Origin of the sequence: Duganella sp. HH101, from assembly GCF_001758795.1 — a bacterium.
Lineage (GTDB): Bacteria > Pseudomonadota > Gammaproteobacteria > Burkholderiales > Burkholderiaceae_D > Rugamonas > Rugamonas rivuli.
Genome location: NZ_LRON01000008.1, coordinates 143,632 through 159,472, shown reverse-complemented (window position 1 = coordinate 159,472; position 15,841 = coordinate 143,632). Strand labels below are relative to the sequence as shown.

10 protein-coding genes are annotated in these 15,841 nt (G+C 64.3%); 3 read left to right on the top strand and 7 right to left on the bottom strand.

What is annotated here, in order from left to right; all coding sequences use genetic code 11:
• Positions 1-193 precede the first annotated feature (193 nt).
• From DUGA2_RS15005 to DUGA2_RS14995, 3 genes are all read left to right on the top strand, one after another.
• Entirely contained in the window at positions 194-1,174 is a 981-nt protein-coding gene (locus DUGA2_RS15005; protein WP_070270052.1) for a LacI family DNA-binding transcriptional regulator, read from the top strand.
• 126 nt (positions 1,175-1,300) lie between these two features.
• Positions 1,301-1,879 carry a superoxide dismutase [Fe] gene (gene sodB / locus DUGA2_RS15000; protein ID WP_008446326.1) on the top strand — a complete coding sequence of 193 codons (579 nt, stop codon included), beginning with the start codon at positions 1,301-1,303 and terminating at the stop codon, positions 1,877-1,879.
• Between the two features lie 141 nt (positions 1,880-2,020).
• Positions 2,021-4,981: a polysaccharide lyase family 8 super-sandwich domain-containing protein gene (locus DUGA2_RS14995; RefSeq protein WP_229214693.1), complete on the top strand. Its 2,961-nt coding sequence runs from the start codon at positions 2,021-2,023 to the stop codon at positions 4,979-4,981.
• Here DUGA2_RS14995 and DUGA2_RS14990 read toward each other — a convergent pair.
• The 7 genes from DUGA2_RS14990 to kduD all read right to left on the bottom strand — a co-directional run bounded on the left by DUGA2_RS14990 (position 4,978) and on the right by kduD (position 15,839).
• Positions 4,978-6,075, bottom strand: a complete 1,098-nt coding sequence (locus tag DUGA2_RS14990) for an ABC transporter ATP-binding protein (protein ID WP_070270043.1) — start codon at positions 6,073-6,075, stop codon at positions 4,978-4,980. The two genes, DUGA2_RS14995 and DUGA2_RS14990, sit on opposite strands and share 4 nt — an antisense overlap.
• A gap of 21 nt (positions 6,076-6,096) precedes the next feature.
• Positions 6,097-8,160 carry a phosphocholine-specific phospholipase C gene (locus DUGA2_RS14985; RefSeq protein WP_070270041.1) on the bottom strand — a complete coding sequence of 688 codons (2,064 nt, stop codon included), beginning with the start codon at positions 8,158-8,160 and terminating at the stop codon, positions 6,097-6,099.
• A gap of 15 nt (positions 8,161-8,175) precedes the next feature.
• Entirely contained in the window at positions 8,176-9,936 is a 1,761-nt protein-coding gene (locus DUGA2_RS14980) for a beta-galactosidase family protein (protein WP_083296333.1), read from the bottom strand.
• Between the two features lie 18 nt (positions 9,937-9,954).
• Positions 9,955-12,798: a TonB-dependent receptor gene (locus DUGA2_RS14975; protein WP_070270038.1), complete on the bottom strand. Its 2,844-nt coding sequence runs from the start codon at positions 12,796-12,798 to the stop codon at positions 9,955-9,957.
• A gap of 148 nt (positions 12,799-12,946) precedes the next feature.
• Positions 12,947-14,134 carry a glycoside hydrolase family 88 protein gene (locus tag DUGA2_RS14970; protein WP_070270257.1) on the bottom strand — a complete coding sequence of 396 codons (1,188 nt, stop codon included), beginning with the start codon at positions 14,132-14,134 and terminating at the stop codon, positions 12,947-12,949.
• A gap of 11 nt (positions 14,135-14,145) precedes the next feature.
• Complete coding sequence (locus tag DUGA2_RS14965; protein ID WP_070270037.1) at positions 14,146-15,081, bottom strand: sugar kinase; 936 nt, start codon at positions 15,079-15,081, stop codon at positions 14,146-14,148.
• Positions 15,078-15,839, bottom strand: a complete 762-nt coding sequence (kduD, locus tag DUGA2_RS14960; RefSeq protein WP_070270035.1) for a 2-dehydro-3-deoxy-D-gluconate 5-dehydrogenase KduD — start codon at positions 15,837-15,839, stop codon at positions 15,078-15,080. The genes DUGA2_RS14965 and kduD overlap by 4 nt, the downstream gene beginning before the upstream one ends.
• Positions 15,840-15,841 lie beyond the last annotated feature (2 nt).

The window sequence follows — 15,841 nt, the reverse complement described above, 5'->3', positions numbered from 1 at the left end:
GTTTATGAAAACGTTTTCAAGCACTGTTTTCATTAAATAACGTATCCCGATGAAAGTCAATGCGGGATCAAGGGCTGATTTGGCGGAAAGCCGCAAAATTTATGGTAATCTTCCGGCGAAAAGGTTTTCAGAAATAATCAGAACAGGACACGCCTTGGCAGACACCCCCTACTCCTCCGGCCCATCGACCCTGATGGATGTTGCACGCCAGGCGGGAGTGTCGCCCAGTACCGTGTCGCGCATCCTGAACGGCACCGCCAAGGTGTCGGAAGACAAGCGCCTGGCCGTGCTGGCCGCCATCGACAAGATGAAGTTCGCGCCCAACCAGATGGCGCAGGGCCTGAAAAAAGGCCGCTCGATGACCATCGGCATCGTGGTGCAGGATATCTCCTCCCCCTTCTTCGACGAAACGCTGCGCGGCGTCGACGACGGCTTGAAAGGCACGGGCTACGCCTCGGTGATCGTCAGCGGCCACTGGAACGCGGAAGAGGAAGCGGACCGCATCCGCCTGCTGCTGGCGCGCAAGGTCGACGGCATCATCCTGCTGTCGGGCCGGATGTCGGACCAGACGGTGCTGGGCTTCTCCAGCCAGCGCCCCATCGTCTCCACCGGCCGCGCGCTGCAGACCCGCAGCGCGCTCGGCTTCAAGCTCGACAATGAATCGGGCGCCTACATGGCGGTGCACCACCTGATCGAACTGGGCCACCGCCGCATCGCCTTCATCTCCGGCCCGGCCAACAACATCGACGCCGCCGAACGCCTGGCCGGCTATACGCGCGCGCTGAACGAGGCGCACATCGAACTGGACGACAACCTGATCGTCGAGGGCAATTACCACGAGGCCAGCGGCATGCTGGCGATGAACCGGCTGTTCGACACGCACCAGCAATTCACCGCCGTCTTCGCGGCCAACGACCTGAGCGCCTACGGCGCGCGGCTGGCGCTGTACCGCAAGGGCATCCGCGTGCCGGACGACATCTCGCTGGTCGGCTTCGACGATTTGCCCGGTTCGTCCTATACCACGCCGCCTCTGACCACCATACGCCAGCCCTTATATGACATCGGCCGCATCGCCACCCAGGCGCTGCTGCGCATCATCAACGGCGAGGAAGCACGGGGCGAAGTGCCGCCGCTGGAGCTGATCGTGCGCGAAACCACGCGGCGCGTGCGATGAGCATAGTAGCCACACGGAAAAGCTGCCTTTTCTGCACCGAAGCCCCATCCGCTTTACAATGGCGGACGTTTCGGCAAAAATCACCCTCGATCTTTTAACATCGTCAAACCAACAAAAGGAAGAACAATGGAACATACTCTGCCACCACTGCCGTATGCAATCGACGCCCTGGCGCCACACATCTCGCAAGAAACGCTGGAATACCACTACGGTAAGCATCACCAGACCTACGTTACCAACCTGAACAACCTGATCAAGGGTACCGAGTTCGAAAACCTGTCCCTGGAAGAGATCGTCAAAAAATCGTCCGGCGGCATCTTCAACAACTCCGCCCAGGTATGGAACCACACCTTCTACTGGAACGGCCTGACCCCGAACGGCAAAGGCGCACCAGACGGCGCGCTGGCCGACGCGATCAACGCCAAGTGGGGCTCGTTCGACAAGTTCAAGGAAGAGTTCACCAAGTCGTGCGTAGGCAACTTCGGTTCGAGCTGGACCTGGCTGGTGAAAAAAGCCGACGGTTCGCTGGACATCGTCAACACCTCCAACGCCGCCACCCCGCTGACCACCGACGCCAAAGCGCTGCTGACCTGCGACCTGTGGGAGCACGCCTACTACATCGACTACCGCAACGTACGTCCTAAGTATGTAGAGACCTTCTTCAAGCTGGCAAACTGGGACTTCGCTGCCGCGAACTTCGCATGATGCAAACCCGGGGTCAAGTCTCGCTTGACCCCGGGTGTTAAAGCTGCCTACACTCCAGATCGCGTCATCGCGTTTTTTTTCACGACTATATGTTAACGTTAACTTGTTTCATCACAGTGGAGATGGAGAATGAGGAAAAGCTTGATTTACCGGACTGGGGCGCTGGGCGTTCTATGCGGCGCGGCACTGCTGGCAGGCTGCGGCGGTAGCGGCGACGCGGAGGCGCAGTCCGCGCCACGCACGGCGGCGCTGCGCATGGGGGCCAGCGCCCCGGCCGACGAATACGACACGCTGCGCCTGAAATGGCTAACGCAGATCACCGGCGGCAGCGCCATCAACACCGCCGACGCCGACATCGCCGCGCAGATCGCCACGCTGACCGCCACCGCGCAATCGAACTGGAGCTCGATGACGCCCGCCGCCGGCCGCACCGCGCTGTGGAGCGACCTTGCCGACTGGAGCGCCTCCTCCACCATCACCGCCAGCTACGGGCGCCTGCGCGCCATGGCCACCGCCTACGCCACCAGCGGCTCCACGCTGCAAGGCAATGCCAGCCTGGCCGCCGACATCGTCGCCGCGCTGGACTGGATGGCCGCCAACCGCTACGGCACGGCCAACACCGCAACGGGCAACTGGTGGGACTGGGAGATCGGCTCACCACAAGCGCTCAACGACCTGATGGTGCTGATGTACGACCAGCTCAGCCCCGCGCAGATCGCCACCTACACCGCCGCCATCGACAAGTTCGTCCCCGATCCCACCAGGCGCACCGGCAGCACGCTGGTCGAAACAGGCGCCAACCGTTTGGACAAGGCCTCCGTGGTGGCAGTGCGCGGCGCGGTCGGCAAGTCCGCCGCCAAGCTGGCGCAGGGCCGCGACGCCATCAGCCAGACCTTCCCCTACGTGACCAGCGGCGACGGCTTCTACGCCGACGGCTCCTTCATCCAGCACACCAACGTCGCCTACACCGGCAGCTACGGCCTGGTGATGATAGGCGACATGGCGCGGCTGTTCTACCTGCTCAACGGCTCCGCCTGGGCCGTCACGGACACCAACGCCGGCAACGTCTACACCTGGGCCACGCAGGCCTACAAGCCCTTCGTCTACCAGGGCGCGATGATGGACTCGGTGCGCGGCCGCGCCATCTCCCGCGAGCCGACCGCGCTCTCGCCCAATAGCGACCACGATGCCGGCCGCTCGCTGACAGCCACGCTGGCGCGGCTTGCGCAAGGCCTGCCGGCGGCGCAGTCGGCGACGCTGAAGAGCACCATCAAGCACTGGATGCAGCGCGACACCAGCTACGCCAACTACTACGCGGGCCTGGGCCTGTACGACATCGCCAACCTCAAGGCCATCGCCGCCGACAGCAGCGTGACACCGGAACCGGAACAGATCCAGACCCACGTCTTCGCCAGCATGGACCGCGCGCTGCACAGCTACGCGGGCTACAGCTTCAACCTGAGCATGTTCTCGAACCGGATCTCGTCCTTCGAATACGGCAACGGCGAGAACCTCACCGGCTGGTTCACCGGCACCGGCGCCACCTGGCTGTACAACAACGAGCTGACCCAGTTCGACGGCAACTACTGGCCCACGGTGAACATGCGCCGCCTGCCCGGCATCACCACCGACGGCTCGGGCTCCGGCACGCCAGCCAACTTCGGCAGCTTCCCCAACACGCAAACCTGGGTGGGCGGATCGGAAGTCGACAAGCTGCACGCGTCGGCCGGCATGCAGTTCTCGCTGTCCAAAGTCACGGGCAGCACGCTGGCGGGCAAGAAGTCGTGGTTCATGTTCGGGAATAAGATCATCGCGCTGGGCTCGGGCATTTCCAACACCGACGGCCGCACGGTCGAAACCATCGTCGAAAACCGCAAGCTGAACGCGGCCGGCAGCAATGCGCTGACCATCAACGGCTCGGCGATGCCGACCACGATGGGCTGGTCCGCCACCACCAGCGGCGTGCAGTGGGCGCATCTGGCGGGATCGGTCAGCGGCAGCGATATCGGCTACTACTTCCCCACAGCCGCCAGCGTCAACGGCCTGCGCGAGACCCGTACCGGCAGCTGGCAGGCGATCAATACCGGACAGTCCAGCGCCCAGGTCAGCAACCGCTTCCTCAGCCTCGCGCTGTCGCACGGGGCCGGGCCGAACAATGCGTCGTACGCCTACGTGCTGCTGCCCAACCTGACGGCGGCGCAGACGGCCAGCTATGCCGCCTCTCCCACCGTGACGGTGCTGGAGAATTCAACGGAAGCCCATGCGGTCAAAGATAGCGCCTACGGCGTGGTCGGCGTCAACTTCTGGAATGACGCGAGCAAGACGGTATCCGACGGCGCAGCGGCCTACATCACCAGCAACCGCAAGGCCTCCGTCACGGCGATCGAAGCGCAGAACGAGCTGCATATCGGCGTCTCCGATCCTACGCAGAAGAACACCGGCACCATCAACCTGGAAATCCAGCGCGCCGCATGGCAGGTGATTTCGGCGGACGCCAACGTCACCGTGACGCAAATGAGCCCTACCATCAAGCTCGCCATCAACGTCAATGGCGCGGCCGGGAAAAGCTTCGCTGTGAAGCTGGCGCTGGCGCAAAACCAGACGCTGACAGCGGTGGCCGACGCCTACGTCATCAACGGCGCATCCGCAGCCAACAACTACGGTGCCGCGAATGTACTGGTGACGAAGAACGACGGCGTCGGCTACTTCCGGCAGTCGTATCTGCGCTTCGACCTGTCGTCGATCACGGGCACGGTGTCGAATGCCCGCGTGATGATGACGCCGACCAGCCTTGGCGCGGTAGCCGGCATGGCGAATCAGGTCCAGCTGGTGCAGGTCAATACGTGGGGCGAAAGTACGCTCAACTGGAGCAACCAGCCTGCCGCCACCACCCTGCTGGGCAGCTGGACGCTGGGTGCCGCCGGCACGCCGGCGTGGCTGGATATCACCGCGCAGGTCAACAGCGCACTGGCCGGTGACAAGCTCTTATCGTTGCTGGTGTCGTCGCCGACCAACTACGGCGCGGACGGCTGGGTCAACTACGGATCGCGTGAAAACACCAACGCGGCCTATCGGCCCGCGCTGGTGATCACAACGCACTAGTCCAAACTGATATTGGCTTCGCTCTCCGCATCGAACAAATGGATGCGGGAGCAATCCACCACCAGCGCCAACGCCTGGCCGGCGCGGATGTCCACATTGCCGGCCAGGCGAGCAACGATGTTCTGCGCCCCCACCTGCACGGTGACGATGGTCTCGGCGCCGAGCGGCTCCACCACCTCGGCCACGCCGCGCAGCACCGCGCCGTTGTCCGCCACCGCGCCGGGCTGCAACAAGCTGAGTATCTCCGGCCGCAGCCCCAGGCTGACAGGCCGCCCTTCGTGGCCGGACACGCGCTGCGCCATCTCGGTCGGTAGCATCAAGGCATAGCCCTCGCCGCCCACCACGCCGCCGAGCACATGGCCGTCGAGGAAGCTCATCGCAGGCGAACCGATAAAGCTGCCGACGAATTTATTGGCCGGCCGCTCATACAGCGCCATCGGACTGGCGACCTGCTGGATCTCGCCGCCCTTCATTACCACGATGCGGTCGCCCATCGTCATCGCCTCGACCTGGTCGTGCGTGACGTAGACGGTGGTGACGCCCAGCTTGCGGTGCAGCCGCGCGATCGACGCCCGCATCTCCACGCGCAGCTTGGCGTCGAGGTTGGACAGCGGCTCGTCCATCAGGAAGGCCTGCGGCTTGCGCACGATAGCGCGGCCCAGCGCCACGCGCTGCCGCTGGCCGCCGGACAGCTCCTTCGGCCGACGCTCCAGCAGCGGCTCCAGATGCAGCATCTTCGCCGCCTCGTCGACGCGTTCGTTGATCTGCGCCTTCGGCACGCCATCCAGTTTGAGCGCGAAGCCCATGTTCTGCCGCACCGTCATGTGCGGATACAGCGCATAGCTCTGGAAGACCATCGCGATATCGCGCTCCTTGGGCTGCAGGTCGTTGACGACGCGGCCGCCGATTTGCAGGTTGCCGTCGGAGATATCCTCCAGGCCCGCGATCATGCGCAGCGTGGTCGATTTTCCGCAACCCGACGGGCCGACAAAGACCACGAACTCTCCATCCTCGATGTGCAGGTTGAAGTCCTTCACGGCATGGAAGCCGTTGTCATAGAATTTACGTACATGCTGCAAACTGATTGCTGCCATGGTGTTTTCCTTGTGTGCTGGTCAGACGCCGCCCATGGCGGGATCGCTGACGCCATGGGCGCCTGTTTCCAGCCGTCCGGCGTAGCGCCGTACAAAATCGCCGCAGGTGGCGCTGAAGTCGTACCAATAGTGCTGGTTGGCGATCTCCTGCCGCCACAGATAGGAACCGCCGTTCGCCTGCAGGATGATGGTCTTGGGCGGCAGCATGCGGTAAGCGTTGAGCTCCAGCGTGACGCTGCATGGCGTGGAGCCATCGTTGCGCAGCGCTAGCCACAGATTGCCTTCGCGGCTATCCGCCTCCGCCGACAGGCCCGTGGTGGTGGCGGTCAGGTTGCCGGCCAGGCGGCGGTGGAATCCGTTCGGACCCAGTATCCACAGGTCGTAGCGCCCCTGGTCCTTGGCGTCCGGCTGCCAGACATCGTCCAGCTGCTTGCCCGCTTCGACGGTGTAGCGGCGCGGCAGGCGATCCAGATGCAGCTGGTCGTAGACATGGAACACCGCACCGGCGCTGCCGCTGTTGACGAAACTCAGTGCCACCACATCACGCCCGGCGACACCTCCGGCGGCCAGCCGCACCTCAGCACGCACATTCAGCTTGTACGGCAACGCGCGCGATGGCCGCGTGCCGCCCGCCTGCACCGGCAGCGACTGCGCGTCGGCGGCCGGTACTTCGATGCCGCGCTGGCGCCGCTGCTCGGCGCGCAGGTCGTCGGCCCACTCCTTGCTGCGCGGGTCCAGCACCGGCGGGCGCGCATCGGGCGAGGCGAAATCGAAACAGCTGGTCAAGTCGCCGCAAACGGCACGGCGCCATGGCGCGATATTGGTGTCGCGCACACCAAAGCGGCGCTCCAGGAACTGTAAGACGGAGGTGTGGTCGAACACCTGCGAGTTGACCCAACCGCCTTTGCTCCACGGTGAAATCACCAGCATAGGCACGCGCGGACCCAGGCCGTAAATGCGGCCGTCGGTGTGGCATTCGTCGTTGAACGGCAGCGTGGACTTGCCGGCCCGAGTGCCGTCGCGGTTTAATGCCGGCGCGGCCGGCGGTGGCACGTGGTCGAAGAAAGCGTCGTTTTCGTCGTACATATGGAGGAACACGGTCTTGCTCCAGACTTCGGGATTCGAAGTCAGCGCCTCCAGCACCTGCTGCGTGTACCAGCCGCCCTGGATCGGCGTCGATGGTCCCGGATGTTCGCAATACATGCGCGGCGCGACGATCCACGATACCTGCGGCAGGCGGCCCGCCTGCACGTCGTCTTTCAGCCCCTGCACGGACACGCCCTTGAGCGTGGAGCTCAGCCCCTTTTCCAGCAGCACGCCGCGGCCGTCCGTGTACTGCTGGCGATACTGGCGGAACAGCACCAGCGGGTTGTTGTCGTAGTTGTCGGCCATGTCCTGATAGACCTTCCAGCTGACGCCCGCCTCCTCCAGCCGCTCCGCGTATGTGACCCAGGTGAAGCCATCCTCCGCCGGCCCCAGGCCGTCCTTGGTGTTGTCGATGGCAGGGCCGCCGCACAGCGACGCCGGATCGTTGGTACCGCTGAACAGGAACAATCGATTCGGATTGGTGCCGCCCTGTAGCGAGCAGTGATAAGCGTCGCACACCGTGAAGGCCTGCGCCAGCGCGAACTGGAATGGCAGCTCCTGCTCGCCGTAGTACGCCATCGACGCATCCGTCTTGGCACGCGGCCAGAAGCGCATGCGGCCGCCGTCCCAGGCTTCCTGCGCGTCCGGCCAGGTGTGCGGCAGGTCCAGCGCGCACTGGGCGTTGCCGGCCTGCTGGTCCAGGCGGTACGGCAGCACGGTGCGCCGGCCGTTGAACTGCTGCCAGATATTGCGGTTGCCCTGCACCGGTATCGTGAAGCGGTCGCCGAAGCCTCGCACACCGTTCATCGTGCCGAAATAGTGGTCGAAGGAGCGGTTCTCCTGCATCAGTATCACCACGTGCTGCACGTCCTCGATGCTGCCCTTGACGCTGTGCGCAGGTACGGCAAGCGCCTCGCGTATCGACAGCGGCAGGCTGGCGTACACGCTGCCTGCTATCGCGGACCGCAGGAACCCGCGGCGACCAGTTTTCAGCTTCATCTATTTTCTCTCCTGTTACGGACGCTGCGCCGACAAACGGGCGATATGCGTACCGGTACCGTGCAGTTCCAGCACGATCAACTCGTTCTCGCCCTCACGCAGCAAAGGCGCCGGCACATACAGTGCCGTCTGCGGACCGCACTCCCAGTAGCGGCTCAGATTGAAACCGTTAAGCCAGGCCACGCCCTTGCGCCATCCCGCCATGTCGAGGAAGGTGTCGCCAAGCGTCGCCACGTTGAAGCGCGCGCGATGGAAGGCCGGCCGGCCGTCTGCCGCTACGCCGGACCTGAACGGCAGGCCGCCGACATCCTCCAGCGGCAGCGGGTACATCTGCCAGTGATATAACTTGTTGATGCCCAGCCTTACCCAACCCAATATGCCTTTGCGGTCCTGCAGATCGGGGCCGTAATTGACGCGCCCCTGATTCTCGACCAACAGCTCCAGCGTAGTCAAGCCGCCCGCAGGAATGTCGACCTCCAGATGCAGCGGGCCGTTACGTTCGATGACGCCGGCCGGCTGGCCGTTGATGAAGACTTGCGCACGGTCGTGCAGGCGTTCCAGCGACAGCATCACCTTGCCCGGTGGGTGAGCAGTCTCGGTGCGGTACAAGATGAAGCCATAGTTTTGTCCCAGTGTCTCCATTGAGCGCGGGACGATGTCACGATACGCCTCGCTCAGCAAGGGCAAGGCGTCCCACAGGCCGGCGCAGGCGTCGAACGTCAGCGCGTCGATGGCTATGCGCGGCGCCGGCGCGGGCAGCTGCATCGGCGGCAGCGCTACATGTTTCTCCAGCACGGCGCGGAAGGCGTGGAACTTGGCAGTCGGCTGGCCGGTTTCATCGAGCGGCGCGTCGTAGTCGTAGCTGTTGACGGTGGGTTGATAGTCGCGCGTCAGCAGGTCTGTATTAGCGCCATTCATGAAGCCGAAGTTGGTCCCGCCATGGAACATGTAGACGTTGACGTGCGCACCGCAAGCCATGATGCGGTCCAGCGCATCGGCGGCATCGGCGGCGTCGCGGGTGTGGTGCGGCTCGCCCCAGTGGTCGAACCAGCCGTTCCAGAACTCCATGCACATCAGCGGACCGTCCGGCTGGTACTCGCGCAGCTTGGCGAATTCCTCCTCGGCGCGCGAGCCGAAGTTGGCGCTCTTCCAGACCTGCGCCAGCGTGCCGTGCGTGAGCATATGATCGGTTGCGCCGTCCGATGTGAACAGCAGGGTTTCCACCCCGCTGTCCAACATCAGACGGCGTAGCCACGTCAGGTAAAGCTGATCGCTGCCGTAACTGCCGTATTCATTTTCAACCTGCATGGCCAATATCGGGCCGCCGCGCTGGATCTGGAGAGGGAGCAGGCGCGGTAAAAGGTCGTCGTAAAAACGGCGTACAGCTTCCAGGTAAGGCTGGTAGCAGCAGCGCACTTCCATGTAGGGATCGGCCAGCAGCCAGGCGGGCAAGCCGCCGAACTCCCATTCGGCACAGATGAATGGGCCGGGCCGGACGATCACGTACAAACCCAACGACTCGGCCAGGCGGATGAACGCCGCCAGATCGAGTCCACCTTCGTAGCGGAACTGCCCTGCGGCGGGCTCGTGCAGATTCCAGGCTACATAGGTCTCTACCGTGTTCAAGCCCATGGCTTTGAGCTTGAGCAGGCGGTCCTCCCACAGTTCGGGGAGGACGCGAAAATAGTGCAAGGCGCCGGAGAGCACCCTGAACGGCTGGCCGTTCAGGTGGAACTGGTCCCCGACGATATCGAAACTGCCCATCGTTTGATTCATGTTCTGCTTGTAGGTGAATTAGAATTTATAACGCAGGCCGAGGTAGAACTGACGCCCGGAGCTGTAGAACGCGCTGCTGTTCTCGAACGGGATCGTGGCGCTGGCGGCGTTGTAGACGCGCAGCTTCGGATTGTTCAGGTTCAGTCCCTCGAAGGTCAGCGTCAGCTTGTCGTTGACGATGTAGTTGACCGATGCGGCCAGCGTACCGGTAGCGGCGCTATAGCTCTGCGACAGCCCGAACAAGCCGTTACGCGAAGCCGAGCGGTAGGAATACACCAGGCGCGCGCTGAACTGGTCGTTCTCGAAATAGGCGCCGGCGGTGTAGGCGTTCTTCGAGGAGCCCAGCATCGGCAGGCCGTTGGCTTCCTTGGCGTCGACATAGCTGTAGTTGGCCTGCACGCCGAAACTGCCCCACACCGGCTGCTCGTAACCAAGCTCGATGCCTTTCGAAACACCCTTCGTCGATACCGGCGAGTTGACCACCGTCGGCACCAGCGCAGGGCCGCCCAGCGATGCGGGGATGGCGGTGTTGAGCAGCACCTGGGTGCTGGTGCCGGAACCGATCAGCGATTCGAAGTCGATGTAGAACAGCTGTGCCGACAGCAGCGAGCGCGGTTTGAAGTACCACTCAACGCCTGCGTTGTAATTCTTCGCCACCACCGGCGCCAGTTTCGGATTGCCGCCGGTAGCGGTGGACGGCACCGGATTGGCCACGTTGTAGGCGAAGCCGCTGAACGTCGCGCCAAGGGCGCTGTAGTCGGGACGGGACATGACCTTGGCCGCGCTCAGACGCACCACCACGTCTTCGTGCACGTCCAGCGCCAGGTTCGCGCTCGGCAGCTTGTTGGTGTAGCTGCTGTCGGTGGTCATGGTGTAGAAGTTACCGAAGCGCGAACCGGTGGTCAGCGTCGCGCCAGCCGGCACGAAGGCTGCGCAGGCGCCGGCCTGGGCCGGGCTGCCGTAGGTGATGCCATTGGTGGCCGACGGCACGCCGCATGGCACGCCGGTGTTGGTGGTGACGCTGACCTTGGTGCGCACCAGGCGCAGGCCGACATCGCCGCGCCAGTGCTCCCCCTCGAAGCGCGCCATCAGGTAGCCGGAATCCACTTTCTCCTTGACCTTGAACACGCCCGATACCGGCAGGTTGTACGAAGGGTTGGTCGGCAGGTTGGCGTTGGACCACGACACCACCTGGTCGGAAGTCAGCAGCGGCAGGCCACCAGTACCGACGCCGCCGAGGTTATTGCCAAAGTCGCCGGGATAGACGGTGCCGCCGTAGCCTGGCAGCGTGGTGATGGCGGTGGCGCCGTTGTTGGCCGCGTTGACCGCTGGGCCGCCCTTGAGCGGACGCGTACCCGCGCGCTCGTGATCCGAATGGCGCACGCCGGCCTTGATGGCGGACAGCCAGCTGTCTTCGAAGCGGTACTCGCCATCCACGTTGCCGTAGCTTTCCTTGTCGGCGCTGTGCTGCAACGCGTAGGAGTCATCGGCGCCGCTGTTGCCAGGGTTGGCCGTGAGGTTGGCGGCGTTGACGCCGTTCGGCAGCGACAGCTGCAACGGCGATCCGGCGCCGCTGTAGGCGTAGCCGGTCGAGGTGTTGGGCAGGAAGGCGTAGTTGGCGTACAGGTAGGCGTCGCTGTCTGCCTTGGTCTTGCCGACCTGGCCAGTGAAGCGCAGGTTTTCCGAGGCGCGGTATTTGAAGTCGCCGTTGAGGAAGTTGGTCTGCGAGGCGGCGCTTGGATTCGAATAGGTTTCGATCTGGGCGCCGGTGGCGTTGCCGGTGTTGTCGAAGCGGGCGTTGGTCAGCACGCCGTTGGCGAGGGTGACGTTGGTCGGCACGATACCGCCGGCGATGCTGTTACCGGGACGGACAACGAAGTTGTTCATCAGGTACTCGGCCTTCAGCTTGGAGTGGAAGCCGTTCAGGTTCAGCGTCAAATCGTTATTGACCTTGAACTCCGCATCGACCACCGCGCCGCTGCGATGGCGCTCCTGCTGGAACAGCTGCTGTGTAATGCCGGACGCGTAGTAGGCGCCGGCCAGCTGGCCGCCGTTGGCCTTGCCCGCAGCGCTGGTCGGGCTGATGACGCCCCAGGTCATCTGCTGGCTGTCGCGGCGGATCTGGCGCTTCTGGTCGAATACCTGCAGCATCACGCCCGCGTTGCCGGTGTCGTTCTTCCAGTTGAACAGTGCGTTCAGCTGCGGGTTGGTCTTGCCGGACAAATCGGAGTACACGCCTTGCAGGCCGATTTCAGCGGTGAACGGCTTCTTGAACTCCAGCGGACGGCGGGTGAGGATGTCGATCGCGCCGGAGACGCCGCCTTCCAGCTGGTCGGCCTGCGCGCTCTTGTGCACGATCACCTGCGAGACGATCTCCGACGGCAGCAGCAGGAAGCTGACGGAACGCGAAGCGCCGCCGTTGGACAGCATGTCGGAAGGATCCCAGTCGGCGGTCGCTACCGAGTGCCCGTTGATGGTGGTCAGCGCCAGGCTTGGGCTGGTGCCGCGCATGCTGACACGGTCGTTCTCGTCGTAGCCGTTGCCGCCGCCGCTGCCGGCGGTGGTGACGACGCCGGGCAGCTTTTGCAGCGCGTCGGCCACGTTCTTGTCCGGCATTTTGCCGACGTCTTCGGCGCTGATTACTTCGGTCACGCCGTCGGCGTGGCGCTTCTTCTCCAGCGATTTCTGCTTGGAGGCGCGGATGCCCGTGACTTCGATCTGTTGAACCGGAGCGTCGGCCGCCGGTGTCGTTGCCAGTTCAGCCGCATGCGGTGTCGCCGTCCCCACGATGGTCAATGCCACCGCCAGCGCCATCGGATGGAAACGCAATTGCGCCTTGCTGCTGTTGTAGCTGTCATTCATCTCCGACTCCCTTTTGTTAAGTACATCAATACTTTTATAATTGGTCAAGACATGCCTGACCTGGAATGTGAAAACAACACCGGTCCCTTGCGAGACGTCTCCTAATCTCTGTCCATCCTGTCCCCTTCTATTCTTCGAATTAATCGATCTACCAGTAGCCGGCCATGCCGCGTGCGACGCGGCTCAGTGCCTCCAGGTAGAAGAAATCGCCCCACAAATTCGCCTCGTCGACGCCGTGGCCGTGCGGTTTGCTATACACGCCGTGCAGCAGCAGCGCGTTGCTGTCGCCGGGCTGCGCGGCGCATAGCCGCACCAGGCCATCGAGGATGTGCAGCGCGGCGGCGCGGTAGCGGCGGCGCGGCTCGCCCTCCTCCAACTGGTCCGACAGCTCCAGCAGGCCGCAGACGGCGATGGCGCTGGCTGAGCTGTCCCACGGTTCGCCGCTGCGTTCGTCGAATGCCAGGTCCCAGTAGGCGATGCCGTTCGCGGGCAGGCGGCGCAGGAAGTAGTCGGCCTGGCGCATCGCCACTTGCAGCAGTCCCAGATGCGGCGCGTAGCGGTGATTCAGCGCGAAACCGTAGATGCCCCAGGCCTGGCCCCGCGCCCAGCACGAATCGTCAGACCAGCCTTGCGCGGTGCTGCCGCGCAGTGGCGCTCCGGTCTGAGGATCGAAATGAAAGGTGTGGAAACTGGAGTCGTCGCTGCGCACCAGGTAGTCCCGCGAACGCAGCGCGTGCGTCATCGCGGCCGCCTTGTAGCTCGAACGGCGCTCCTTGCCGCCGGCCCAATGCAGCAGCGGTAGATTCATCAGGCAGTCGATGATGATGCGGCCGCGCTGTTGCGGGTCGCTCAAGTCGCCCCAGGCCTGGATGATGCCGGCCTTGGGCAGGTAGCGCTGCATCAGGTGGTCGGCCGCGTCCAGCGCCATCTTGCGCGCGCCCTCGTCGCCGGTGATGCGGTAGGCGGCCACGCAGGACGGCATGTAGAGGAAGCCGAGGTCGTGATGATCGATGTTGATGCGCTTGGCCAGCCGTTCGCCGTAGCTGGGCAACTGCGCCAGCGCGGCCTCGCGGAATTCGGCTTTGCCGCTCAGTTCATGGGCCATCCACAGCATGCCGGTCCAGAAGCCGGTAGTCCAGCCGGTGTTGGCGCCGTCGGCGTAGTGTTCGAAGCGGCGCGGCTCGTAGTGGTTGGCGTGGCTGGTATCGTCCGGGAACAGCATGGTGTAGCGCGGCAGATTGGCCGATAGCTGCGTCAGCGCGGCTTGCAGCGCGGCCTCCAGATCCATGGCCTGCGGCTTGTCGATAATGGTCGGCGATGGAGAAGTTGCGATCATGGTTTCCTTGTTCAATTGATGGTTGCCGATGGCGATAGCGATAGCGACGACGAGACCGGCGACGGCGGAATCGCGCCACGGTGGGCCAGCTTGGCGGCGGCGGCCAGGTTGGCCAGCGCGGCGGCGCGTTCGGCCTCTGCGCCGCGCACGCGATGCAGCAGATAGGCGCCGTTCCATGCGTCGCCAGCGCCGGTGGTGTCGAACACGGTGGCCTTCGCCGGGGCGATGCACAGCGGGCCGCCGGCCAGCATCAGCAGGCTGCCTTCGGCGCCGCACTTGATCGCCATTTCGAGACCGGGATGTGCCGCCAGCACAGGGGCGGCGGCGAATAGTTCGAAATCGGTCGGGTGGCTGGGCAGCAGGATGTCGACCAGCGGCAGCAAGGCGTCGAACGCCCGTTTAGCAGCATCGAGGCCGCCTCGTTCGGCCCACAGGCGCGGCCGGTAGTTCGGGTCATACGCCACCTTGACGCCATATGCGCGGGCGATCCGCGCGGCCGCCAGCGTGGCCTGCATCGCGCTATCCGAAATCGCCTGCGTGATCCCGGACAGCAGGATGCAGCTTGCGGAGGCGATGTATGCCGCATCCAGATCGGCCGCAGCGATGCGCGAGGCGGCGGAGCCCTTGCGGCGGTAAGTGAATTCGCGCTCGCCGCCTTTCAGTAGCGAGATGAAGTAGACGCCGTTGTCTCCGGCCGCCAGCGGCGCCTGTTCCGTGTCGATGCCCAGCTGCCGCCACTGGCGCAGCAAGGACGGTCCGAACGGATCGTCACCGACGCGGGTGATAAAGCCCGTACTGCCGCCCTGCCGGGCCGCCGACGCCAGCGCATTCAGCACATCGCCGCCGAAACCACGGGTAAGCTGCGAGGCCTCGCCCAGCGGCTCGCCGGCATGCAGCTCCACCATGCACTCGCCCAGTGCGACCAGATCGAAACGGCGTCCGCTCATCGCGCCATCCAGCCGCCGTCGACCACCAGCGTATGGCCGTGCACATAATCTGCCGCCGGCGATGCCAGGAACACGGCTGCGCCGCCGAGGTCCGACGGACGCCCCCAGCGGCCGGCCGGAATGCGCTCCATGATCTGCCGGCTGCGTTGTTCGTCCTGCCGCAACGCTGCGGTATTGGCCGTCTCGATATAGCCAGGCGCAATGCAGTTAACGTTAACACATTTGGACGACAATTCGTTGGCGAACGCTTTCGTCAGTCCCACCACGGCGTGTTTGCTGGCGGTGTACGAAGGCACACGGATGCCGCCCTGGAAGCTCAACAGCGATGCGATGTTGATGATCTTGCCGCCGCCCCGCTGCACCATGCCGCGCGCTGCCGCCTGCGACAAACGCCACACCGCATCCAGGTTGACCGCCAGGACATCGCTCCAATCCTGTTCGCCAAACTCCGTCAGATCGGCGCGGCGGATGATGCCAGCGTTGTTGACCAGGATATCGACCGGCCCCAGTTCTGCGACCACCGCGCCGAGCAGCGCCTGCACGTCGGCCTGTGCGCCAAGGTCGCACTGCACCTCGTGATAGCGGCGGCCAGTGGCTGCAACCAGCGCATGCGTTTCATCTGCCGCAGCGGAATGCACGGTGATGGCGACATCGGCGCCCGCCTGTGCCAATGCGACGGCAATCGCCTGGCCTATGCCGATTGCGCCGCCTGTCACCAGTGCGGTCTTGCCGGCGAGGGAAAAGAGTTCGGCTGCCATGC